Here is a 21,283-nt window from a genome sequence, read left to right on the forward strand (position 1 = left end):
CTCCTGTAGTCCTAGAGTCGATCGATCAGTCGTGTCGAGGCGCTCAGCGCTTCGACTTGACGACCTGCTCCTGGTTGACCGATTCGGCGTCGATCGGCTCGAACTGCTCCGAGCCGACGGATGCGAGCGGCTTGCCCTCTCCGGTCTGGAACTCGAGCTTGAACTTGTCGACCGAGGACTCGAGCGTCGCGACGGTCTCGTCGGACAGCACGTTGGTCTCGCGGAGGTCGCTGAGCACCGACGTGTTGCGACCGAGGAAGTCAAGGAGCTCGCGCTCGAAGCGCAGGATGTCCTCGACCGGGACCTCGTCGAGCTTGCCGTTCGTGCCGGCCCAGATCGAGACGACCTGCTCCTCGACGGGGTACGGCGAGTACTGCGGCTGCTTGAGCAGCTCGGTGAGGCGTGCGCCGCGAGCGAGCTGGCGACGGCTGGCCGCGTCGAGGTCGGACGCGAACATCGCGAACGCCTCGAGCGAGCGGTACTGCGCGAGCTCGAGCTTCAGCGTGCCGGAGACCTTCTTGATCGACTTCACCTGGGCGTCGCCACCGACACGCGACACCGAGATGCCCACGTCGACCGCGGGACGCTGGTTGGCGTTGAAGAGGTCGGACTGGAGGAAGATCTGGCCGTCGGTGATCGAGATCACGTTGGTCGGGATGTAGGCCGACACGTCGTTCGCCTTGGTCTCGATGATCGGCAGGCCGGTCATCGAGCCCGCGCCGAGCTCGTCGGAGAGCTTCGCGCAACGCTCGAGCAGACGCGAGTGCAGGTAGAAGACGTCACCGGGGTACGCCTCGCGTCCCGGCGGACGACGGAGGAGCAGCGACACGGCACGGTAGGCCTCGGCCTGCTTCGACAGGTCATCGAAGATGATGAGGACGTGCTTGGAGGCGTACATCCAGTGCTGGCCGATGGCCGAGCCGGTGTACGGGGCGAGGTACTTGAAGCCGGCGGGGTCGGAGGCCGGTGCCGCGACGATCGTCGTGTACTCCATGGCTCCGGCGTCTTCGAGGGCGCCCTTCACCGAGGCGATGGTCGAGCCCTTCTGGCCGATCGCGACGTAGATGCAGCGGACCTGCTTGTTGACGTCGCCGGACTCCCAGTTGGCCTTCTGGTTGATGATCGTGTCGATCGCGATGGCCGTCTTGCCGGTCTGGCGGTCGCCGATGATCAGCTGACGCTGGCCGCGGCCGACGGGGATCATGGCGTCGATCGCCTTGATGCCGGTCTGGAGCGGTTCGTGGACCGACTTGCGCTGCATGACGCCGGGAGCCTGGAGCTCGAGCGCGCGGCGGCCCTCGAGGCCCGTGATCTCGCCGAGGCCGTCGATCGGGTTGCCGAGCGGGTCGACGACGCGGCCGAGGTAGCCCTCTCCGACGGGGACCGAGAGGACCTCGCCGGTGCGGGTCACCTCCATGCCCGCCTCGATGCCGGTGAACTCTCCGAGGACGACGACGCCGATCACGTCTTCCTCGAGGTTCAGCGCGAGACCGAGCGTGCCGTCCGCGAAGCGGATGAGCTCGTTGGCCATGACCGAGGGCAGTCCCTCGACGTGCGCGATGCCGTCGGCGGCGTCGGTGACGTATCCGACCTCGGTCTTCTGCGCCGTGCCCGGCTCGTAAGCCGAGGCGAACTCCGTGAGAGCCGTGCGGATCTCATCGGGGCTGATGGAGAGTTCTGCCATTGCCATTTCCTTTTCTGAAGGGCCAGGCCCTTTTCTGTGCCGGAGGACCAGCTACTGGTGTGTCACGGCGCAGGACGCCGGTCGGTGTCGTCCGGCGTCAGCCGGCAAGCTTCTGCCTCAGCGAGCTGAGGCGCGAGGCGACGCTGCCGTCGATGACGTCGTCGCCGATCTGCACGCGGACCCCGCCGAGCACGGCGGGATCGACGATGGTGTCGAAACGGATGCGGCGACCGGCCTGAATGGCGAGTCCCTGCTCGAGTCGTGCCAGCTGCGCGTCGCTCAGCGGCACGGCGGTCGTGACCGTCGCGACATCGAATCCGCGCTGGTCGGCGATGACGGATGCTGCGCCGCGGAGCATCTCGCCGATGCGGCGACCGCGCGGCGAGAGCACCAGGTGACGCACGACGACCACGGTCGCCGGGTCGGACTTGCCCGAGCCGAGCAGCCGCTCGACGAGGCGGGCCTTCGGCTCGCTGGCACCGAGCTTGGAGCCGAGCACGAGCTCGAGCTCCGAGTCGGACGCGACGGCGCGCTCGAACGCGAAGAGTTCGGCGTCGAGGTCGACGCCCTCGCCCGCGGTGTCGGCCGCGACCCGGAAGCCCAGCTCCTCGACGCCGTCGAGGAAGTCGGCCTGGCTCGACCACCGCTGCGATGCCGCCGCCGTGAGCAGGGCCACCGCTCCGGGAGCGATGCGCCCGCCGAGCACGCTGGAAACCAGCGCGCTCTTCTGCGCGGCATCGGCTTCGTTGTCGGTGAGCGCGGTGCGCAGCTGACCGGAACCGGCGATGAGTCGAACGGCGGCGAGGAGGTCCTCGGCGACCGAAAGGTCGGCCTGGCCCGACGACGCGAGCGTGGCTCGCGACGCCGCCAGGGCCTCTCTCGTAGCGCTACCCATGGGCTACTTCGTCTCCCCTGCGGCGGCCTTCTCGGACGCCTCGAGGTCGGCGAGGAACCGGTCGACCACGGCCTGGGCCTTCTGGTCGTCGGTCAGCGACTCGCCGATGACGCCGGAGGCCAGGTCGATCGCGATGGTGCCGACCTCGGAGCGGAGCGAGACGAGCGCGGACTGGCGCTCGGCCTCGATCTGCGCCTGGGCGCTCGCGGTGACGCGAGCGGCCTCGGACACCGCGGTGTCCTTGGCCTCGGCGACGATCTTCTTGCCGTCTTCACGAGCGGTCTCGCGGATCTGGCCTGCCTCTGCGCGCGCGTCGGCGAGCTGGGCGGTGTACTCCTCGAGGGCGGCCTCGGCCTTGCGCTGGGCCTCGTCGGCCTTCGCGATGTTGCCTTCGATCGCTTCGGCACGCTCATCGAGCATCGTCTGGACGCGCGGCAGCACGTACTTCCAGAAGAAGATGAGGATGATGATGAAGCAGACCGACGACCAGAGGATGTCGTAACCCTCGGGAAGGACCGGGCTGTGGGTCTCGCCACCCTCGGTTGCAGCGCTCAGTACTGCATGAAGCACGTTGGCCTCCTCAGTTGCGGCGGGTGGATCAGACGAAGATGAAGTAGGTCGCGATACCGATGAAGGCGAGCGCCTCGGTGAACGCGATACCGATCCACATCAGGACCTGGAGACGGCCGGCCAGCTCGGGCTGACGAGCGACGCCCTCGATGGTCTTGCCGACGACGATGCCCACGCCGATGGCCGGGCCGATGGCTGCGAGGCCGTAGCCGACCGTCGCGATGTTGCCGTTGATCTCAGCGAGAACGGTGGTTGCGTCCACGTTGGGTTTCCTTTCCTAGGGATGTTTCTGGGCGGGTGCCCGGGCTCAGTGCTCTTCGGCGACCGCGAGCTGGATGTAGACCGCGGTGAGAAGGGTGAAGACGTATGCCTGCAGGAAGGCGACGAGGATCTCGAACAGCGTGAAGGCGAACCCGAAGGCCAGCGTTCCGGCACCGAGGAGAGTCCACCATCCGCCGAGGGTGAAGACGAAGAACTGCGTGGCTGCGAAGAAGAGCACGAGCAGGAGGTGACCGACGATCATGTTCATCATGAGTCGAAGGGTCAGCGTGATCGGCCGGATCACGAAGGTCGAGAGGAGCTCGATCGGCGTGACGATGATGTAGACCGGCCACGGAACACCCGAGGGGAAGAGCGAGTTCTTGAAGAAGTTCTTCGGGCTCTTCTTGACACCCGCGTAGATGAAGGTGATGTAGGAGACGATCGCGAGGACGAGCGGCACGCCGATGACGGAGGTGCCGGCGATGTTCAGGAACGGGATGATGCCCGTGATGTTCATGAACAGGATCATGAAGAACATCGTCGTGAGGATCGGCAGGAACCGCTTGGCGTCCTTCTTGCCCAGCAGGTCTTCGGCGACGTTGACGCGCACCAGGTCGAGACCCATCTCGAGCAGGCTCTGGAACCTGCCTGGCACGAGGCGCATGTGGCGCGTGCCGAGCCAGAAGACCAGGAGCAGTGCCACGACCGCGACGAAGCGGACGAGCATGATGCGGTTGATCTCGAAGGGGGTGTCTTCGAAGAGGAGTGCTCCCGGGAAGAATTCGTCGATCGACGGCCCGTGGAATTCACCATCGTTGGTTGACATCGGAACCAGAAGGTTCAGAGCGTTAGCTAGCAGCGCTATCTCCTGTTTCGGGGCGTGGAGCTCTGCTCTCGCGACGACGAACATCGGAACGGTTTCACGCACATGCCGAAGCAGGCGTTTACCGGGGGGATCTCCATTACTCTAGCAAGACTTCGGGCATCGGACGAATCGCCGACGAAGTCTCGTGCGACGAATTCGACAACTCGTCGAAATTCAGTCCTCGCGAGGCGCCGGAGGCAGCTCGACGTCGCTGACGTGCGGCATCCGGGACTTCGTGATCACGACCACGTCGACGACGAGCGAGGCGAGCACGCCGGCCACGAGGCTGAGGAACAGCACGGTCGTGTCGAGCCATGCGGCGTCACGCAGCAGCACGACGAGCACGATGAAGACGATGAACTTCAGGAGCCATCCGCCGAGCACGATGCCGAAGAAGGCACCCACGAAGAGGTCGCTCGAGGCGAAGCGGTTCGCGATGAGGATCGTGGCGGCCGTGATGCCCATGAAGACGACGGCCATGGCGGTGCCGATCAGCGCTCCGACGAGCCCCTCGCCACCCGCGAAGACGAAGCCGAGCACCGCGCTCACCACGAGCAGGGCCGCGGCGACGATGCCGCCCCACACGAGCGCCTGGCGCAGCACGGGGTTCGAGGTGGGGGTGTTGTCAGGTCGTGCGTCGTTCATCAGGCTCCAGTCGTGGGTCGCCCGATTGTACCGAGGCGGCCTGAGCCGAGCCTGCCGTGGCCGCCGGCGCCGGTGCCGCCGCGGCATCCGTCGTCATCGCGGCGTCGACCCTCCCGCCCTCGTCGATCACGGACTCCGAGGCGGTCGCGCCGCGCTCGAGCTCGTCGAGGTGCGGCGCCACCGGCACGGCGGACGTCGCCTCGGCCGCGACGGTCAGGCGCTTGCGGCGGCCGAGCGGCGCGAGCGTGACGATCGCGCAGGCCACGAAGCCGACGCCGAGCAGCAGGAACGCCCAGCGTGCGCTGATGCCGAGGTAGACGGGGAAGACATACGTGAGGAGGCATCCGATCGAGGCCACCGCGGTCCAGCTGTAGAAGATGAGCACGGCATTCAGGTGCGAGTGCCCCATGTCGAGCAGGCGGTGGTGCAGGTGCTTGCGGTCGGCCGCGAAGGGCGACTTGCCGGCGCGCAGGCGACGCACGACGGCGAGGCCGAAGTCGAGCAGCGGGATGAGCAGCACGATGACCGGCAGGATGATCGGGATGAACGCGGCGAAGAGCTGGTTGAAGCCGACGCCCGCGGGGTTCAGCTGGCCGGTGACGGCGATCGCCGAGGTCGCCATGAGCAGGCCGACGAGCAACGCACCGGCATCGCCCATGAACAGCTTCGCCGGGCGCCAGTTCAGCGGCAGGAAGCCGGCGCACGCCCCGACCAGGATGATCGCGATCATCGACGCGAGGTTGAAGTAGTTGGTCGGCGAGGTCTGCTGCACGAGCAGGTACGTGTAGACGAAGAACACGCCGTTCGAGATGAGCGAGACGCCGGCGACCAATCCGTCGAGGCCGTCGATGAAGTTCACGGCGTTCATCACGAGCACGATGACGAACACGGTGAGCGTCGCGAACATCCACGACGAGCCGACCAGGATGCCGCCGATGGGCAGCGACACGATGGACACGCCCTGCCAGGCGATGAGGCCGGCGGCGATGAACTGGCCCGCGAGCTTCGTGGTCCAGTCGAGGTCCCAGATGTCGTCGGCGACGCCGATGAGCACGATGAGCAGCGCCGCCCCGAGGATCGCGAGCACCTGCGTCGGGTCCTGGAAGATGATCGCGACGTTGGCGAACCGCGTCGGACCGAGGCTCGACACGAACCACGCCGCGCCGAACGCGACGAGGATGCCCACGAACATCGCGATGCCGCCGAGCCGCGGCGTCGGGCGCGTGTGCACGTCGCGCTCGCGGATCTTCGGGTAGAGCCGGTACTTCAGGCTCAGCTTCCAGACGACGTACGACCCGACGAGGGTCACGAGCGCGGCGATGATCGCGAGCGCGATGAACAGGGTCATGAGGCGGCGGTACCGCTTTCGTCGTCGGATGCCGCGGGCTGGGGGTCCGCGGCAGGCTCGCCGGCCGACGCCGCAGCCGCTTCGGCGGGCGCGAGTCGATCCTCGCCCACGACGGCGGCGATGCGCTCGCGCGAGATGACGCCGGCGCGGACGATGCGGATGGTGCCGCCCTCGGCCGTGAGTCCGGTCGCGTCGATGATGGTCGAGGACGTGTCGCCGGGGCGTTCGCCGATCGCGTCGTAGTCGGCGCCGGCCGAGCCGCCGTCGAGGTAGACGGCGACCGAGTCGCCCAGCATGTCGGACGCCTCGGCCGCGGTCGTGGCGGCCGGCAGGCCGCTGAGGTTCGCCGACGAGACCGCGAGCGGTCCGGTCTCGGAGAGCAGCTCGAGCGCGAAGCGGTTGTCGGGCATGCGCAGGGCGACCGTGCCGCGGGTCTCGCCGAGATCCCAGGTGAGCGACGGCTGCGCGTGCAGGATCACGGTCAGGCCGCCCGGCCAGAACTCCGCGACGAGCTCGCGCACGGGCTCGGGCACCTCGCTGGCGAGCGCGTCGAGCGTGGGGATGCCCGGGATCAGCACGGGCGGCGGCGAGGTGCGCTCGCGCCCCTTCGCCTCGAGCAGTCGCGTGACGGCTGCGGGGTCGAACGCGTCGGCGGCGAGGCCGTAGACGGTGTCGGTGGGGATCACGACGAGCTGGCCGCGGCCGATCGCTCCGCGTGCGAGGCGCATGCCCGTGAGCAGCTGGGATTCGACCGAACAGTCGTAGATGGCAGTCATGACCTGCCGATTCTAGACCAGCGGCGGCAGGGCATCCGGGGCACGGTGGGCACGGGAACGGCGGATGCCGCGTGCCCGGCCCGGCACGCGGCATCCGCCGCTCTCATCGTCGTTCGCGACGCCGTTCAGCGGCGCCCGGCCTTGCGCGAGAACAGCCACGCGCCCCAGACGGCCGCGACGGCGATGATCGCGACGCACCAGCCGAGCGCCCACCAGCCCTCGTCGCCGAGCGGCGCATCGGTGAGCAGCGCACGGATCGTCTCGATGACGGGCGTGATCGGCTGGTTCTCGGCGATCGGCTGCAGCCAGTCGGGCATCGTCGAGACGGGCACGAACGCACTGGAGATGTACGGCAGGAACAGCAGGATGAAGCCGTAGCCGCTCGCCGCCTCCGGCGTGCCGGCCGCGAGCCCGATCGCCGCGAACAGGTACGTGATCGCGAGGATGTAGAGCGCCACGAGGCCGAACACCCCGAGCCATTCGAGCGGGGTCGCCGACGGACGGAACCCGACGAGGAGGCCGACGCCGATCACCACGGCGGTCGCGACGAGGTTGCGCACGAGGCTCGCGACCACGTGGCCCGTGAGCACGGCCCCGCTCCGGATGGGCATCGTGCGGAAGCGGTCGATGACGCCGGTGGTCATGTCGCGCGAGACGGAGACGGCGGTCGAGGACGCGCCGAACCCCGCGCAGAGCAGGATGATGCCGGGCACGACGTAGTCGACGTAGCCGCCGGACGGGTCGATCGCGTTGCCGAAGATCCACGTGAACATCAGCATGAGCATGACCGGGAGCATCACGGCCATGAGCATGGACTCCACGTCGCGCACCGAGTGCCGGAAGCTGCGCCCGATGAACACGGACTCGGCCGTGAGGGCTCCGACGCGAGGTCGGGCGGCGACGGTGCCGTTGGTGCGCGCCCGGCCGGCGGCATCCGGGGCGACGGGGTCGGTGACGGTGAGGGTGCTCATGCTGCTCACTCCGCTTCCTGCAGTTCGGGTGCGGTCCGGGGCGATGCCCCCGGGGTGATGTCGGCGTCGGATGCCGCGTCGCGGCCGGTGATCGCGAGGAACACGTCGTCGAGGCTCGGCCGCCGGATCGCGATCGTCGCGCCGGGGGCCGTGGCGGCGGGCAGCCGGTCGATGCGCTCGACGGCGGCACGGAGTCCGTGCACGGTGCCGTCGGTGGGCAACTCGGCGAGCACGGCGCCGGTCTCGTCGCGGAGCTCGACGACCTCTCCCCCGATGCGCGCCTTGAGCTCGTCGGCCGTGCCCTCGGCGGCGATGCGCCCGTGGTCGAGCACGGCGATGCGGTCGGCCAGGCGGTCGGCCTCCTCGAGGTACTGGGTCGTCAGGAACACGGTCGCCCCGTCGTCGGCGAGCGAGCGGATGACCGCCCAGAGCTCCTGGCGGCTGCGGGTGTCCAGTCCGGTCGTCGGCTCGTCGAGGAAGATCACGGGAACTGCGACGACGAGGCTGAGCGCGAGGTCGAGTCGTCGCCGCATGCCGCCCGAGTAGGTGCCGACGCGGCGGCCCGCGGCATCCGTCAGGTCGAAGCGTTCGAGGAGCTCGGCGGCGCGTGCGCGTGCGTCGCGCGCCGACAGGCCGGAGAGCCGGCCCAGCATGACGAGGTTCTCGGTGCCCGTGAGCACCTCGTCGACCGCGGCGGACTGGCCCGTGAGGCTGATGCGGCGACGGACCTCGTCGGGGCGGGCGAGCACGTCGTGCCCGGCGACGGAGACCGTGCCCTCGTCGGGGCGCACGAGCGTCGTGAGGATGTTGATGGTCGTCGTCTTGCCCGCGCCGTTCGGCCCGAGCAGCGCGAAGATCGTGCCGGCCGGCACGGCGAGGTCCAGCCCCGCGAGCACGTCGGTGCGCCCGAAGCGCTTGCGGAGCCCGTGGGCTTCGATGGCGAGTGGCATGGCTTCTCCGATCCGTTCTGTCTGCGTATGGCGCAAACTGTTTATGTGATCCACAGTTGTTTAACCTATACACAGTTCTAGACTGTCGTCAACACCGATCGAACGGATGTCCATGACCGAGCCGAAACCCGACCCGGAACTCCCCCGCGGCGTCGCACTCGCCTGGGGCGTCGCCGCGCACCCGCAACGCGGGCCGAAGCGCGAGCTCTCGATCGAGCGCATCGTCGAGGTCGCCATCGAGATCGCGGATGCCGAGGGCCTCGGCGCCGTCTCGATGAGCCGCGTCGCCTCGACGCTGGGGTTCACGACGATGTCGCTCTACCGCTACGTCACGAGCAAGGACGACCTGATCCTGCTCATGCAGGAGGCCGCGAGCGAGCTGCCCGTGCCCGACGCGGCGATCGAGCATGGATGGCGCGAGGGCGTGACCTCATGGGTGCTCGGCATCCGCGCGGGGTACCAGGCGCACCCGTGGCTCGTCGACATCCCCATCTCGGGCGCCCCGCTCACGCCGAACTCGCTCATGATCGTCGACTGGTTCCTGCGCGAGGTGCGCACGCTCCCCCTCGACGACGGCGAGAAGATGGCGACCCTGCTGCTCTGCACGAGCTATGCGCGCGCCACCAGCGCCCAGGATCGCGACATCGCCCGCGCGGTCGAGGCCGGTGCGATCGCCGCGGCCACCGCCGAGCAGTCGCTCAGCGCGCTCATGGAGCTCGTGACGCCCGAGCGCTTCCCCGACCTCAGCCCGCTGTTCCGCGCGGGCTCGTACGCGGAGCCGAGCGGTGCCGACGCCGTCGCGCCCGACACCGCGACCGACTTCGTCTTCGGCCTCGAGCGGATCCTCGACGGCATCGAGACCTACGTGGCGCGGCACGCGACGGGTGCACCGGGCGCCGGCGGCTCGGCCGAGCGCGCGGCCGACCTCGCGGGCGACGACGTCGCGTCGATCCTCGCCCTCGAGCCCCCGCGCGACAAGGACGTGCGCGAGGCGGCCAAGGCCCGCCGCGAGGCCGAGAAGGCCGTGCGCGAAGCCGAGAAGGCGCTCCGCGAGGCGCAGAAGCGCGAACGCGACGCGGTCAAGCGCGCCCGCGAACGCAGCGAACGCGAGCAGGACCGCGAGTCGCGCGAGCGCGAACGCGAGCAGCGCGAGCAGGAGCGCCTGCAGCGGGGCTGAGCCGAGCGGATGCCGCGGGCCGGCGTCAGCGCGTCCGCGGGCCGGCCGGCTTGCGCGGCCGGCGTCAGCGCGTCGCGGTCGTCGCCCGATCGCGCCCGGTGAGATCGCGGTGGTGCGAGATCGCCCGCCAGCCGTCGGCCCGCAGCAGATCCGCGATCGCCGCCGACTGCGTCTCGAAGTGCTCGAACACGAGCGTGCCGCCGGGGTGCAGCAGCGCGAACGCGCGCACCGAGAGCGCCCGGATCACGTCGAGCCCGTCGACGCCGCCGTAGAGCGCGACATCCGGATCGTGCACGAGCACCTCGACGTCGCGCGGCAACTCGGCCGCGGGCACGTAGGGCGGATTCGACACGACGACCGAGACCCGGCCGTCGAGCTCGGGCAGCGCGTCGGCGAGGTCGCCGACGACGAGGTCGACCTCGGCCCCCACCTCGTCGATGTTGCGCCGGGCCCAGACGGCGGCCTCCGGCGAGAGCTCGACGGCGTGCACCTCGGCGTGCGGCACCTCTGTCGCGAGCGCCAATGCGAGCGCGCCGCTGCCCGTGCCGAGATCCACCGCGATCGGCGACGCGGCCGGCACCGCACGCAGGGCGTCGATCGCGAGCTGGGCGACCGTCTCGGTCTCGGGTCGCGGCACCAGCACGCCGGGGCCCACGAGCAGGTCGAGGCTGCGGAACGGCGCCCGGCCCGTGATGTGCTGCAACGGCTCGCGCGCGGCGCGGCGCGCGACGACGCCCTCGAGCGCCGCGGCATCCGCTTCGCCGAGTTCGCCGCCGAGGATGAGCCTCGCCTGCACGCCGCCGCGCGACAGCCCGAGCACGTGGCCCATCAGCAGCTCGGCGTCGACCTCGGCATCGGGCACGCCGGAGGCGGTCAACCGCGAGACGATCGCCTCGCGCACCGCCCTCACCGAACGATCGTCGGCGGGCCGCGGCATCCGTGCATCCATGAAATGGAATGTAATGCACGTGACCGTGAGACACCCCCGCCATAGGCTTGGCGACGGCGTTCGCTGCCGCACCCACACCCGAGAGGAAGCCCCATGGCCCAGATCTTCGACAACATCACCGAGGCCTTCGGTCGCACGCCGCTCGTGCGCCTGAACCGCGTCACCGAGGGTGCGGGCGCCACCGTGCTCGGCAAGCTCGAGTTCTACAACCCGTCCGCGAGCGTCAAGGACCGCCTCGGCATCGCCATCGTCGACGCCGCAGAGGCCTCCGGCGAGCTCGCCCCCGGCGGCACCATCGTCGAGGGCACCAGCGGCAACACCGGCATCGCCCTCGCCATGGTCGGCGCGGCACGCGGTTACAAGGTCATCCTCGCGATGCCCGAGACCATGTCGAAGGAGCGCAAGTCGCTGCTCAAGGCCTACGGCGCCGAGCTCGTGCTCACGCCCGGCTCCGAGGGAATGAAGGGCGCCGTCGCACGCGCCGAGCAGATCGTCGCCGAGACCCCCGGCGCCGTGCTCGCCAAGCAGTTCGCCAACCAGGCCAACGTCGAGGTCCACCGCCGCACCACGGCCGAGGAGATCTGGGCCGACACCGACGGCGGCGTCGACATCTTCATCTCCGGCATCGGCACGGGCGGCACCATCTCGGGCGTCGGCCAGGTCCTCAAGGAGCGCAAGCCCGAGGTGCAGATCATCGGCGTCGAGCCCGCGGAATCCCCCATCCTCAACGGCGGCGCACCCGGCCCCCACAAGATCCAGGGCATCGGCGCGAACTTCGTGCCCGACATCCTCGACCGCGAGGTCTACGACGAGATCTTCGACGTCAACATCGACCAGGCCGTCGCCACCGCCCGCCGCCTCGGCACCGAAGAGGGCGTCCTCGGCGGCATCTCGTCGGGTGCAACGGTCTACGCCGCGATCGAGGTCGCCAAGCGCCCCGAGAACGCCGGCAAGACCATCGTCGTGATCCTCGCGAGCTACGGTGAGCGCTACCTGTCCACGGTGCTGTACGAAGGTCTGCTTGACTGACCGGGTGAGCTTCTTCTCCCGACTGAAGGAAGACCTCGCGACCGCTCGTGCGCACGACCCAGCCGCACGCAGCGATCTCGAGGTCTTCTTCGTGTACTCGGGCCTGCACGCGGTGTGGGCCTCCCGTCTGACCCACCGGCTGTGGGTCTCCGGCCTCCGCTTCCCGGCGCGGGTGATCTCGCAGCTCGCCCGGTTCCTGACCGGCATCGAGATCCACCCCGGCGCGACCATCGGCCGCCGGTTCTTCATCGACCACGGAATGGGCGTCGTCATCGGCGAGACCGCGATCATCGGCGACGACTGCATGCTCTACCACGGGGTCACGCTCGGCGGGAAGGCGCCGCGGCACACGCCGCCCGGCACGAAGCGGCATCCGACCCTCGGCGACGGCGTCACCATCGGCGCGGGCGCGAAGGTGCTCGGCGACATCACCATCGGCGAGTGGAGCGCCGTCGGCGCCAACGCCGTCGTCACGCGCAGTGCTCCCCCGCACTCGCTGCTCGTCGGCGTGCCGGCGACCCCCCGCCCGCTGACCGCCGCCGCGGCCGACTCGTCGCGCGGCGTGCACGACTGGCACATCTAGGCCGACCAGACGCGACGAAGGGGCGGATGCCGCGGCATCCGCCCCTTCGTGCGTTCACCGCTGCTGCGGCGAGACTAGTCTGCTTCGCTCGGGTCAGACCTCGGCGAGGCCGGAGAGCTGCGCCTCCTCGTCGGCCTGGATGGCCGACTCGATGATCGGCTCGAGCGCCCCGTTCATGACCTGGTCGAGGTTGTAGGCCTTGTACCCGGTGCGATGGTCGGCGATGCGATTCTCGGGGAAGTTGTACGTGCGGATGCGCTCCGAACGGTCCATCGAGCGGATCTGCGACTTGCGGGCATCGGATGCCGCGGCGTCGAGCTCCTCCTGCTGGCGCGCGAGGATGCGGGCGCGGAGCACGCGCATCGCGGCCTCGCGGTTCTGCAGTTGCGACTTCTCGTTCTGCATCGACACCACGATGCCGGTCGGCAGGTGCGTGATGCGCACGGCCGAGTCGGTCGTGTTCACCGACTGCCCGCCGGGGCCCGACGACCGGTAGACGTCGATCTTGAGGTCGTTCTGGTTGATCTCGACCTCTTCGGGCTCGTCGACCTCGGGGAAGACGAGCACGCCCGTGGTCGACGTGTGGATGCGGCCCTGCGTCTCGGTGACGGGCACGCGCTGCACGCGGTGCACGCCGCCCTCGTACTTCAGGTGCGCCCACACGCCCTGCGACGGGTCGGTCGCGTTCGACTTGATCGCGACCTGCACGTCTTTGTAGCCGCCGAGGTCGGACTCGTTCTGGTCGAGCAGCTCGACCTTCCACCCCTTCGACTGCGCGTACTGCATGTACATGCGGAGCAGGTCGCCGGCGAAGAGGGCGCTCTCGGCGCCACCCTCACCGCCCTTGATCTCCATGATGACGTCACGGCCGTCGTCGGGGTCGCGCGGGATCAGGAGCCGCCGAAGCCGCTCCTGAGCCTGCGCGAGACCCTCCTCGAGGGAGGGCACCTCCTCGGCGAACGCGTCGTCCTCCTTGGCCAGCTCACGAGCGGCCGCGAGATCCTCCTGCGCCTGATGCCATGCCGTGTTCGCGGCGACGATGCGGCTGAGCTCGGCGTAGCGCCGGTTCACCTTCTTCGCGCGCGCGGCGTCGGCATGCAGCGCCGGGTCGGCGAGCGCCTCCTGGAGCTCGCCGTGCTCGACGAGCAGGCTCTTGACGGATTCGAACACGGATGCCTCAGCGGTGGTCGTGCTCGCTCGCGTGCGATGCGCCGTGGCCGTTCGCACCGACCGGCATCGACTTCTGCATGAGCATGAGGAACTCGACGTTGGACTGGGTCTCCTTCAGGCGACCGAGCACCGCCTCGAGGGCCGGCTGCTGGTCGAGGCCCGCCAGGGCGCGACGCAGCTTCCAGGTGATCTTGACCTCGTCGGGCGAGAGCAGCATCTCTTCACGACGCGTCGACGACGCGTTGACGTCGACCGCCGGGAAGATGCGCTTGTCGGCGAGCTGGCGGCTCAGGCGCAGTTCGCTGTTGCCGGTGCCCTTGAACTCCTCGAAGATCACCTCGTCCATCTTGGAGCCGGTCTCGACGAGCGCGGTCGCGAGGATCGTGAGGGATCCGCCGTTCTCGATGTTGCGCGCGGCGCCGAAGAAGCGCTTCGGGGGGTAGAGCGCCGAGGCGTCGACACCACCGGAGAGGATGCGGCCCGAGGTGGGTGCGGCCAGGTTGTAGGCGCGGCCCAGGCGGGTGATCGAGTCGAGCAGCACGACGACGTCGTGACCGAGCTCGACGAGGCGCTTGGCGCGCTCGATGGCGAGCTCGGCGACCGTCGTGTGGTCTTCGGCCGGACGGTCGAAGGTCGAGGCGATGACCTCGCCCTTGACGGTGCGCTGCATGTCGGTGACCTCTTCGGGGCGCTCGTCGACGAGCACGACCATGAGGTGGACCTCGGGGTTGTTGATCGAGATCGCGTTCGCGATCTGCTGCAGCACGATCGTCTTGCCCGCCTTCGGGGGCGCGACGATGAGGCCGCGCTGACCCTTGCCGATGGGGGCGACGAGGTCGATGATGCGCTGGGTGAGCTTGGTGGGCTCGGTCTCGAGGCGCAGGCGCTCCTGCGGGTAGAGCGGCGTCAGCTTCTGGAACTCGACGCGTGCGCCCGACTCCTCGATGGTCTGGCCGTTGACCGAGTCGGCCTTGACCAGCGCGTTGTACTTCTGGCGGCTGTTCGACTCGCCGTCGCGCGGCTGCTTGATCGAGCCGACGACCGCGTCGCCCTTGCGCAGGTTGTACTTCTTCACCTGGCCGAGCGAGACGTAGACGTCGCTCGGGCCGGGCAGGTAGCCGGTGGTGCGGACGAACGCGTAGTTGTCGAGCACGTCGAGAATGCCCGCGATCGGCACGAGCACGTCGTCGTCGAGGATCTCGGGCTCGAGCTCGTCGCCGCCGGTCTGGCCGCGACGCTTGCGGTCGCGGTAACGGTTGCGACGGCCCCCGTCGGCGTCGAGCGGAAGCTGCGGGTCGCCGCCGCCGCGGTTCTGCTGGCCCTGCTGGCGGTTCTCGCCCTGCTTGGGCTCGGCGTCGCCACCCTGGCGCTCCTGACGCTCGCGCGGCTGACGGCCGCCCTGCTCGTCGCCCTTGCGTGCATCGGCGTTGCCGCCGTTGCCGCCCTGCGCGTTGCCGTTCTGGGCGTCCTGGGCGTTCTTCGCGCTCTGACGGCCCTGGGTCTCTGCGCCCTTCTGGCCGTCGTCGGTCGTGCGCTCTGCGCGCTCGCGCTCTCCGCCACGGCGGCCGCGGTTGCGGCTGCGGCCCTGGCGGGGCTGCTCGGCGGGCTGCTCGCCCTCGGTCTCGGCCTGGGGCGCACGGCCGGCTTCGCCGGTCGCCGCGGCGAGCTCCTCGCGCACGGCGGCGCGAGCGGCCTCACGGGCCTCGTCGGTGTCGGTGCCGGATGCCGCGGGCACGAGGTCGACGCCCGAGGCGCCGGCGTTCGCGTGCTGGGCAGCCGCGGTCGTCGCGCTGGTCGCGCGGCGGGGCTGACGTGCCTGACGGGTGCGCGCCGGTGCGGCGGGGGCCTCGGCCTCGGCCTCGGCGGCAGGCGCTTCGGCGGGGGCGTCGAAGACGGCCGGCGCTTCGGGCGCTTCGGTCGAGACGACGGGCTCGGATGCGGCGGGAGCCTCGGCGACGGTGGGCGCCGCGTCGACGGCCGGTGCCTGCTCGGCCGCGGGAGCCTCGACCGGAGCGTCGACGGCCTCGGCCGCGTCGGCCTCGGGGGCCTCGCCCACCTGGTGGGCGGAGATCAGGTCCACGAGGTCGCCCTTGCGCCGCTTGGAGGCGCCGGCGATGCCGAGCGAGGACGCGAGCTCCTGGAGCTCTGCGACCTTCAGCGTGGAGAGTCGGGTGCGGTTCGCCGCGCTCAGTTCAGCGTGGTCGGTTGCGTTGGTCACTGGGTATGTTCCTTTCCCCTGGCCGCAAGAGCTGCAGGCCCAGAAGAGCTGGTCGCTGACACGTCAGAGGTCATGCGCGGAGGCGCAGACGTGCGCGAGCGAGAAAAGCAATGATTGCCGGGAATTGCACGATGCGACGTTGAACGCGAACAGTGCGTCGCTCGTCGGGTGCGCTCTCATGATATCACCAGACGAGCGATGCACCGATTCGTGACGCGCCCTGTGCAGAACGAAACGGAGAACGGGCTCCCGCTCGCGTCAGTCGGCGACTGGCGTGACGGTCGCCCCGAGGAAGTCGACGGCGAGCGGCAGCGGCTGCCACGCGGTCTCGGCGGATTCCTCGACGAGGCGCACGGCCTCTGCGCGCGCACTCGGGTCGCTCGCGAGCACCAGGATCGACGGCCCGGCGCCCGAGACGACGGCCGGGTGGCCGGCGGCGCGGAGCACGCGGATGAGTCGATCGGTCTCGGGCATCGCCTGCGCCCGGTAGTTCTGGTGCAGCTTGTCTTCGGTGGCCTGCAGCAGCAGTTCGGGGCTCTGGATCAGCGCCGCGATGAGCAGGGCCGAACGCGACACGTTGAACACGGCGTCCTCGTGCGGCACCGACTCGGGCTGCAGCGAACGCGCGAGGGCGGTCGACATCTCGTGCTCGGGCACGAGCACGAGCGGCGAGACGCCGCGGTGCACGATGAGCTTCTTGTGACGGGGACCCTCGGGCGTGACCCAGGCGATCGTGAGCCCGCCGAAGAGCGCGGGCGCCACGTTGTCGGGGTGGCCCTCGAGCTCGGTCGCGATCTCGAGCAGGTCGTCGGCGCCGAGGTCGACGACGCCGGCGAGGAGCCCGGATGCCGCGACGACACCGGCGACGATCGCCGCACCCGAGGAGCCGAGGCCCCGGCCGTGCGGGATGCTGTTGTGCGCGACGAGGCGGATCGACGGCATGTCGACGCCCGCGTGCGCGAAGGTGTGCGCAATGGCCCGCACGACGAGGTGCGTCTCGTCGAGCGGCACCTCGCCCTCGCCGACGCCGTGCACCTCGATCTCGTGGGTCGGGCCGTTCGTGACCCCGACCTCGAGCTCGTCGTAGCGCGCGAGCGCGAGTCCGAGCGTGTCGAAGCCCGGCCCGAGGTTCGCGCTCGTCGCGGGAACCTTGACGTGCACGCGACGACCGACGAGGTCGACCGGGCCTGCGCTCGTCGCGGGCGCGGACGTGCTCATGAGGTGAGTCCGAGCACCGCGGCGATCTGGGCGGTGTCGACCGGGACGATCGTGGGCTGCACGTCGGAGCCGTCGGCCGTGCGGAGGGCCCACTGGGGGTCCTTCAGCCCGTGGCCGGTCACCGTGAGCACGACGCGGGCTCCGGCGGGGATGACGCCGGCCTCCGAGCGCTCGAGCAGGCCGGCGACCGAGATCGCCGACGCGGGCTCGACGAAGATGCCGACCTCCGCCGAGAGGATGCGCTGCGCCTCGAGGATCTTGTCGTCGTCGATGGCGCCGAAGTAGCCGTCGGTCTCGTCGCGCGCCGCGAGGGCGAGCTCCCACGAGGCCGGGTTGCCGATGCGGATCGCGCTCGCGATGGTCTCGGGGTTCTTCACCGGCTCGCCGCGGACGATCGGGGCGGAGCCCGAGGCCTGGAAGCCGAACATGCGCGGCATGCGCGTGGAGTTGCCCGCGGCGAGGTCCTCGCGGTAGCCGCGCGTGTACGCGGTGTAGTTGCCCGCGTTGCCGACCGGGATGAAGTGGAAGTCGGGGGCGTCGCCATGCGCCTCGACGATCTCGAACGCGGCGGTCTTCTGGCCCTCGATGCGGTCGTTGTTGACCGAGTTCACGAGGTGCACCGCATAGTTCTCGGCGAGGTCGCGGGCGATGTCGAGGCAGTCGTCGAAGTTGCCCTGCACCTGCAGGAGCTCTCCGTTGTGCGCGATGGCCTGGCTGAGCTTGCCCATCGCGATCTTGCCCTCTGGCACGAGCACGGCGGCCTTGATGCCGGCGTGCGTCGCGTAGGCGGCCGCCGAGGCCGACGTGTTGCCCGTCGAGGCGCAGATGACGACCTTCGCGCCGTGCTCGACGGCCTTCGTGACGGCCATGGTCATGCCGCGGTCCTTGAAGGAGCCGGTCGGGTTCATGCCCTCGTACTTGACCCACACGTCGGCGCCAGTGCGGCGCGACAGCGCCGGTGCGGGCAGGAGCGGCGTGCCGCCCTCGCCGAGGGTGACGACCGGCGTGGCATCCGTGACGTCGAGACGATCGGCGTACTCGCGGATGACGCCTCGCCACTGGCGGGACGTGGCCTTGGGGCTGGGCTGGTTCACAGTGTTCCTTCGACTCGGAGGACGGACGCGACGGATGCGACGACGGGATTCTCGGCGAGGGAGGTGACGGTCTCGGCGAGCGCGGACTCCGTCGCCTCGTGCGTCCCGATCACCAGCGTAGCCCGCTCGGAGCCACTGCTCACCGTCTGCTGGAGCTGCTCGACGGAGACGCCGTGCTCGCTGAAGACGTGCGCGATGCGCTCGAGCACGCCGGGCTCGTCGACGACCTCGAGCGTGATCGCGTAGCGCGTGGTGATGCGGCCGATGTCGAACATCGGCAGCGCGGCGTGGGTGGACTCGGCCATGCCGGGGCCGCCGATGACGTGGCGTCGGGCGATGGCCACGAGGTCGCCGAGCACGGCCGAGGCGGTCTGCACTCCCCCGGCGCCGGCGCCGTAGAACATCAGCGGGCCGGCGGCGGATGCCTCGACGAAGACGGCGTTGTTCGCCCCGCGCACCGAGGCGAGCGGGTGCTCGCGCGGCACGAGGGCCGGGTACACGCGGGCGGAGACGCCCTCTTCGCCGGTCTCGGCGTCGACGAGGCGCTCGCAGATCGCGAGGAGCTTCACGACGAAGCCGGCGCGGCGGGCCGAGTCGACCTGCGCGGCGCTCACCTCGGTGATGCCCTCGCGGTGCACGGCCTCGACGGGCACGTTGGTGTGGAACGCGATGCTCGCGAGGATCGCGGCCTTCTGCGCGGCGTCGTAGCCGCCGATGTCGGCCGTCGGGTCGGCTTCGGCGTACCCGAGCTCGGTCGCGGTGGCCAGGGCGTCCTCGAGGGAGGCGCCCGTGGTGTCCATGCGGTCGAGGATGAAGTTCGTGGTGCCGTTCACGATGCCGAGGATGCGCTCGACCCGGTCGCCGGCGAGGCTCTCGCGGAGCGGACGCAGGATCGGGATGGCTCCGCCGACCGCGGCCTCGTAGGAGAGCTGGGCGCCGACCTGCTCGGCTGCGGCGTAGAGCTCGGGGCCGTGCGTCGCGAGCAGGGCCTTGTTGCCGGTGACGACGTCGGCACCGGAGGCGATGGCCTTCAGCACGAGCGTGCGAGCGGGCTCGAGGCCGCCCATGAGCTCGATGACGATGTCGGAGCCGAGGATCAGGGCGTCGGCGTCGGTCGTGAGCAGCTCGCGCGGCAGGTCGACGTCGCGCTTGGCCTCGAGGTCGCGCACCGCGACGCCGACGAGCTCGATGCGCGCGCCGATGCGCTGGGCGAGCTCGTCGCCGTGCTCGAGCAGGAGCCGGGCGACCTGGGAGCCGACGGAGCCGGCTCCGAGCAGGCCGACCCGGATGGAGCGGTACTCGATCATGCGGTGGTTCCTCCGGTGGAGTTCGGTGCGGGATGCGGCGTTGCGAGCCCCGCGTCACGTGCGAGCAGGTCGTCGACCGTCTCGCCGCGCACGATCACGCGAGCCGCGCCGTCGCGCACGGCGACGACCGGCGGACGCGGCACGTGGTTGTAGTTGTTCGAGAGCGACCAGCAGTATGCGCCGGTGGCCGCGACGGCGACGAGGTCGCCGGGTGCGACGTCGTGCGGCAGGTAGTCGGCGTCGACGACGATGTCGCCGGATTCGCAGTGCTTGCCGGCGACGCGCACGAGGGCGGGCGGCTCGTCGGACACGCGGCCCGCGAGCCGCACGGTGTAGTCGGCGCCGTAGAGGGCGGTGCGGGCGTTGTCGCTCATGCCGCCGTCGACCGACACGTAGTGGCGCCATCCGCCCTCGATGGGCACGGGCTTGACGGTGCCGACGGTGTAGAGCGTGATGCCGGCGGGGCCGATGATCGACCGGCCGGGCTCGAAGGCGAGCTTCGGCACCGGCACCCCGTGGTCGCGGCAGGCGCGTGCCACGGCATCGGCGATGCCCTGGGCGATCTGCTCGATCGGCGTCGGGTCGTCGGCCGACGTGTAGGCGATGCCGAACCCGCCGCCGAGGTTGAGCTCTGGCAGCGGCGAGATGCGGGCGAGCTCGGCGTGTGCAGCGAGGAGGCGTTCGGCCGACTCGGCGAAGCCCGCCGAGTCGAAGATCTGCGACCCGATGTGGCAGTGCAGGCCGAGGAAGTCGAGGGAGGCAGAGGAGCGGATACGGGTGCCGAGTTCGACCGCCCGGTCGAGCGAGACGCCGAACTTCTGGTCTTCGTGGGCCGTGGCCAGGAACTCGTGGGTCGAGGCGTGCACGCCGCTGTTGACGCGCAGGCGCACGCGCTGCACGCGACCGGCACGCGCCGCGGCATCGGCCACGCGCTCGATCTCGATCTCGGAGTCGAGGATGATCGCGCCGACGCCGACGCCGACCGCCCGCTCGATCTCGGCGGCCGACTTGTTGTTGCCGTGGAACCCGATGCGCGCGGGGTCGGCGCCCGCGGCGAGCGCGACCGCGAGCTCGCCGCCGCTGCACACGTCGACCGACAGGCCCTCGCCGGTGACCCAGCGCACGATCTCGCTCGAGAGGAACGCCTTGCCCGCGTAGTAGACGGAGACGTTCGTGCCGACGGATGCCGCGGCGGACTCGAATGCGGCGCGCAGGCGCCTGGCACGGGACCTGGCGTCGCCCTCGTCGACGACGTAGAGCGGCGTGCCGTAGGTCGCGACGAGCGTCTCGGCGTCGACGCCGCCGATGACGAGGCGGCCGGCGTCGTCGCGATGCGCACCGATCGGCCAGACCTGCTCGGCGAGCGCGTTCGCATCGGCGGGCGCATGCAGCCATCCGGGAGCTGCGGTGGTCGTTGCCACGGGGAAACCTTCGGGGACGTGATGGATCGTGAACCTCGCTCGAGGCGAGCGAACCCGGATCGATTCGGCGAAGCCTGCTGCGAACCGCCCTTGTGGGGTGGCCTCCCGGGAGTCTACCGAGTGCTCAGGCAGCGGCCGAATCCGTGACGCCG

The 21,283-nt window shown here is 70.3% G+C and carries 20 protein-coding genes; 3 read left to right on the forward strand and 17 right to left on the reverse strand.

What is annotated here, in order from left to right:
• Window positions 1-43: 43 nt before the first annotated feature.
• The 10 genes from atpA to ASE68_RS13185 all read right to left on the reverse strand — a co-directional run bounded on the left by atpA (window position 44) and on the right by ASE68_RS13185 (window position 8,965).
• The gene (gene atpA / locus ASE68_RS13140; RefSeq protein ID WP_055859413.1) at window positions 44-1,684 is read right to left on the reverse strand and encodes a F0F1 ATP synthase subunit alpha; all 1,641 of its coding nucleotides are present in this window, start codon (window positions 1,682-1,684) and stop codon (window positions 44-46) included.
• 97 nt (window positions 1,685-1,781) lie between these two features.
• Window positions 1,782-2,579: a F0F1 ATP synthase subunit delta gene (locus ASE68_RS13145; RefSeq protein WP_055859416.1), complete on the reverse strand. Its 798-nt coding sequence runs from the start codon at window positions 2,577-2,579 to the stop codon at window positions 1,782-1,784.
• Between the two features lie 3 nt (window positions 2,580-2,582).
• A complete protein-coding gene (locus tag ASE68_RS13150; RefSeq protein ID WP_055859419.1) occupies window positions 2,583-3,149 on the reverse strand; it encodes a F0F1 ATP synthase subunit B in 567 nt (188 codons plus the stop codon).
• A gap of 28 nt (window positions 3,150-3,177) precedes the next feature.
• Window positions 3,178-3,411: an ATP synthase F0 subunit C gene (gene atpE, locus ASE68_RS13155; RefSeq protein ID WP_022888426.1), complete on the reverse strand. Its 234-nt coding sequence runs from the start codon at window positions 3,409-3,411 to the stop codon at window positions 3,178-3,180.
• A gap of 45 nt (window positions 3,412-3,456) precedes the next feature.
• Complete coding sequence (gene atpB, locus ASE68_RS13160) at window positions 3,457-4,236, reverse strand: F0F1 ATP synthase subunit A (RefSeq protein ID WP_235480855.1); 780 nt, start codon at window positions 4,234-4,236, stop codon at window positions 3,457-3,459.
• Window positions 4,237-4,449: 213 nt separating this feature from the next.
• Entirely contained in the window at window positions 4,450-4,920 is a 471-nt protein-coding gene (locus tag ASE68_RS13165) for a hypothetical protein (RefSeq protein WP_055859422.1), read from the reverse strand.
• The gene (locus tag ASE68_RS13170; protein WP_055859425.1) at window positions 4,901-6,268 is read right to left on the reverse strand and encodes an MraY family glycosyltransferase; all 1,368 of its coding nucleotides are present in this window, start codon (window positions 6,266-6,268) and stop codon (window positions 4,901-4,903) included. Before ASE68_RS13170 ends, ASE68_RS13165 begins: the two co-directional genes overlap by 20 nt.
• On the reverse strand, window positions 6,265-7,044 hold the full coding sequence (locus ASE68_RS13175) for an L-threonylcarbamoyladenylate synthase (protein WP_082462234.1): 780 nt from the start codon (window positions 7,042-7,044) through the stop codon (window positions 6,265-6,267). The genes ASE68_RS13170 and ASE68_RS13175 overlap by 4 nt, the downstream gene beginning before the upstream one ends.
• A gap of 125 nt (window positions 7,045-7,169) precedes the next feature.
• The gene (locus ASE68_RS13180; RefSeq protein ID WP_082462376.1) at window positions 7,170-8,015 is read right to left on the reverse strand and encodes an ABC transporter permease; all 846 of its coding nucleotides are present in this window, start codon (window positions 8,013-8,015) and stop codon (window positions 7,170-7,172) included.
• A gap of 5 nt (window positions 8,016-8,020) precedes the next feature.
• A complete protein-coding gene (locus ASE68_RS13185; protein ID WP_055859427.1) occupies window positions 8,021-8,965 on the reverse strand; it encodes an ATP-binding cassette domain-containing protein in 945 nt (314 codons plus the stop codon).
• 112 nt (window positions 8,966-9,077) lie between these two features.
• Here ASE68_RS13185 and ASE68_RS13190 point away from each other — a divergent pair, with 112 nt between their 5' ends.
• Window positions 9,078-10,142 (forward strand): TetR/AcrR family transcriptional regulator C-terminal domain-containing protein, encoded by a 1,065-nt coding sequence (locus ASE68_RS13190; RefSeq protein ID WP_055861350.1) that lies wholly within the window; start codon window positions 9,078-9,080, stop codon window positions 10,140-10,142.
• Window positions 10,143-10,206: 64 nt separating this feature from the next.
• On the opposite strand, the gene prmC is transcribed toward ASE68_RS13190, so the two are convergent.
• A complete protein-coding gene (gene prmC, locus ASE68_RS13195) occupies window positions 10,207-11,091 on the reverse strand; it encodes a peptide chain release factor N(5)-glutamine methyltransferase (RefSeq protein ID WP_235480856.1) in 885 nt (294 codons plus the stop codon).
• Window positions 11,092-11,184: 93 nt separating this feature from the next.
• On the opposite strand from prmC, the gene cysK reads away from it, so the two are divergent.
• Window positions 11,185-12,120 carry a cysteine synthase A gene (gene cysK / locus ASE68_RS13200; protein ID WP_055859433.1) on the forward strand — a complete coding sequence of 312 codons (936 nt, stop codon included), beginning with the start codon at window positions 11,185-11,187 and terminating at the stop codon, window positions 12,118-12,120.
• A gap of 4 nt (window positions 12,121-12,124) precedes the next feature.
• On the forward strand, window positions 12,125-12,703 hold the full coding sequence (gene epsC / locus ASE68_RS13205) for a serine O-acetyltransferase EpsC (RefSeq protein ID WP_055859437.1): 579 nt from the start codon (window positions 12,125-12,127) through the stop codon (window positions 12,701-12,703).
• Window positions 12,704-12,796: 93 nt separating this feature from the next.
• Here the strand turns inward: epsC and prfA are convergent, their stop codons facing one another.
• The 6 genes from prfA to lysA all read right to left on the reverse strand — a co-directional run bounded on the left by prfA (window position 12,797) and on the right by lysA (window position 21,131).
• A complete protein-coding gene (prfA, locus tag ASE68_RS13210) occupies window positions 12,797-13,873 on the reverse strand; it encodes a peptide chain release factor 1 (RefSeq protein ID WP_055861351.1) in 1,077 nt (358 codons plus the stop codon).
• A 7-nt stretch (window positions 13,874-13,880) separates the two neighbouring features.
• Window positions 13,881-16,091, reverse strand: a complete 2,211-nt coding sequence (gene rho / locus ASE68_RS13215; RefSeq protein ID WP_082462235.1) for a transcription termination factor Rho — start codon at window positions 16,089-16,091, stop codon at window positions 13,881-13,883.
• Window positions 16,092-16,349: 258 nt separating this feature from the next.
• A complete protein-coding gene (gene thrB, locus ASE68_RS13220; RefSeq protein ID WP_055859440.1) occupies window positions 16,350-17,309 on the reverse strand; it encodes a homoserine kinase in 960 nt (319 codons plus the stop codon).
• Complete coding sequence (thrC, locus tag ASE68_RS13225) at window positions 17,306-18,403, reverse strand: threonine synthase (RefSeq protein ID WP_055859443.1); 1,098 nt, start codon at window positions 18,401-18,403, stop codon at window positions 17,306-17,308. Before thrC ends, thrB begins: the two co-directional genes overlap by 4 nt.
• A complete protein-coding gene (locus ASE68_RS13230; RefSeq protein ID WP_055859446.1) occupies window positions 18,400-19,710 on the reverse strand; it encodes a homoserine dehydrogenase in 1,311 nt (436 codons plus the stop codon). The genes thrC and ASE68_RS13230 overlap by 4 nt, the downstream gene beginning before the upstream one ends.
• Window positions 19,707-21,131 carry a diaminopimelate decarboxylase gene (gene lysA, locus ASE68_RS13235; RefSeq protein ID WP_055859450.1) on the reverse strand — a complete coding sequence of 475 codons (1,425 nt, stop codon included), beginning with the start codon at window positions 21,129-21,131 and terminating at the stop codon, window positions 19,707-19,709. Before lysA ends, ASE68_RS13230 begins: the two co-directional genes overlap by 4 nt.
• Window positions 21,132-21,283 lie beyond the last annotated feature (152 nt).

This window comes from Agromyces sp. Leaf222 (assembly GCF_001421565.1).
Taxonomy (GTDB): domain Bacteria; phylum Actinomycetota; class Actinomycetes; order Actinomycetales; family Microbacteriaceae; genus Agromyces.

Bases quoted from the DNA above. Each gene is read 5' to 3' on its own strand.
- atpA (WP_055859413.1), bottom strand. From the start codon at position 1,684: ATGGCAGAACTCTCCATCAGCCCCGATGAGATCCGCACGGCTCTCACG.
- ASE68_RS13145 (WP_055859416.1), bottom strand. From the start codon at position 2,579: ATGGGTAGCGCTACGAGAGAGGCCCTGGCGGCGTCGCGAGCCACGCTC.
- atpB (WP_235480855.1), bottom strand. From the start codon at position 4,236: ATGTCAACCAACGATGGTGAATTCCACGGGCCGTCGATCGACGAATTC.
- ASE68_RS13165 (WP_055859422.1), bottom strand. From the start codon at position 4,920: ATGAACGACGCACGACCTGACAACACCCCCACCTCGAACCCCGTGCTG.
- ASE68_RS13170 (WP_055859425.1), bottom strand. From the start codon at position 6,268: ATGACCCTGTTCATCGCGCTCGCGATCATCGCCGCGCTCGTGACCCTC.
- ASE68_RS13175 (WP_082462234.1), bottom strand. From the start codon at position 7,044: ATGACTGCCATCTACGACTGTTCGGTCGAATCCCAGCTGCTCACGGGC.
- ASE68_RS13180 (WP_082462376.1), bottom strand. From the start codon at position 8,015: ATGAGCACCCTCACCGTCACCGACCCCGTCGCCCCGGATGCCGCCGGC.
- ASE68_RS13185 (WP_055859427.1), bottom strand. From the start codon at position 8,965: ATGCCACTCGCCATCGAAGCCCACGGGCTCCGCAAGCGCTTCGGGCGC.
- ASE68_RS13190 (WP_055861350.1), top strand. From the start codon at position 9,078: ATGACCGAGCCGAAACCCGACCCGGAACTCCCCCGCGGCGTCGCACTC.
- prmC (WP_235480856.1), bottom strand. From the start codon at position 11,091: ATGGATGCACGGATGCCGCGGCCCGCCGACGATCGTTCGGTGAGGGCG.
- cysK (WP_055859433.1), top strand. From the start codon at position 11,185: ATGGCCCAGATCTTCGACAACATCACCGAGGCCTTCGGTCGCACGCCG.
- thrB (WP_055859440.1), bottom strand. From the start codon at position 17,309: ATGAGCACGTCCGCGCCCGCGACGAGCGCAGGCCCGGTCGACCTCGTC.
- ASE68_RS13230 (WP_055859446.1), bottom strand. From the start codon at position 19,710: ATGATCGAGTACCGCTCCATCCGGGTCGGCCTGCTCGGAGCCGGCTCC.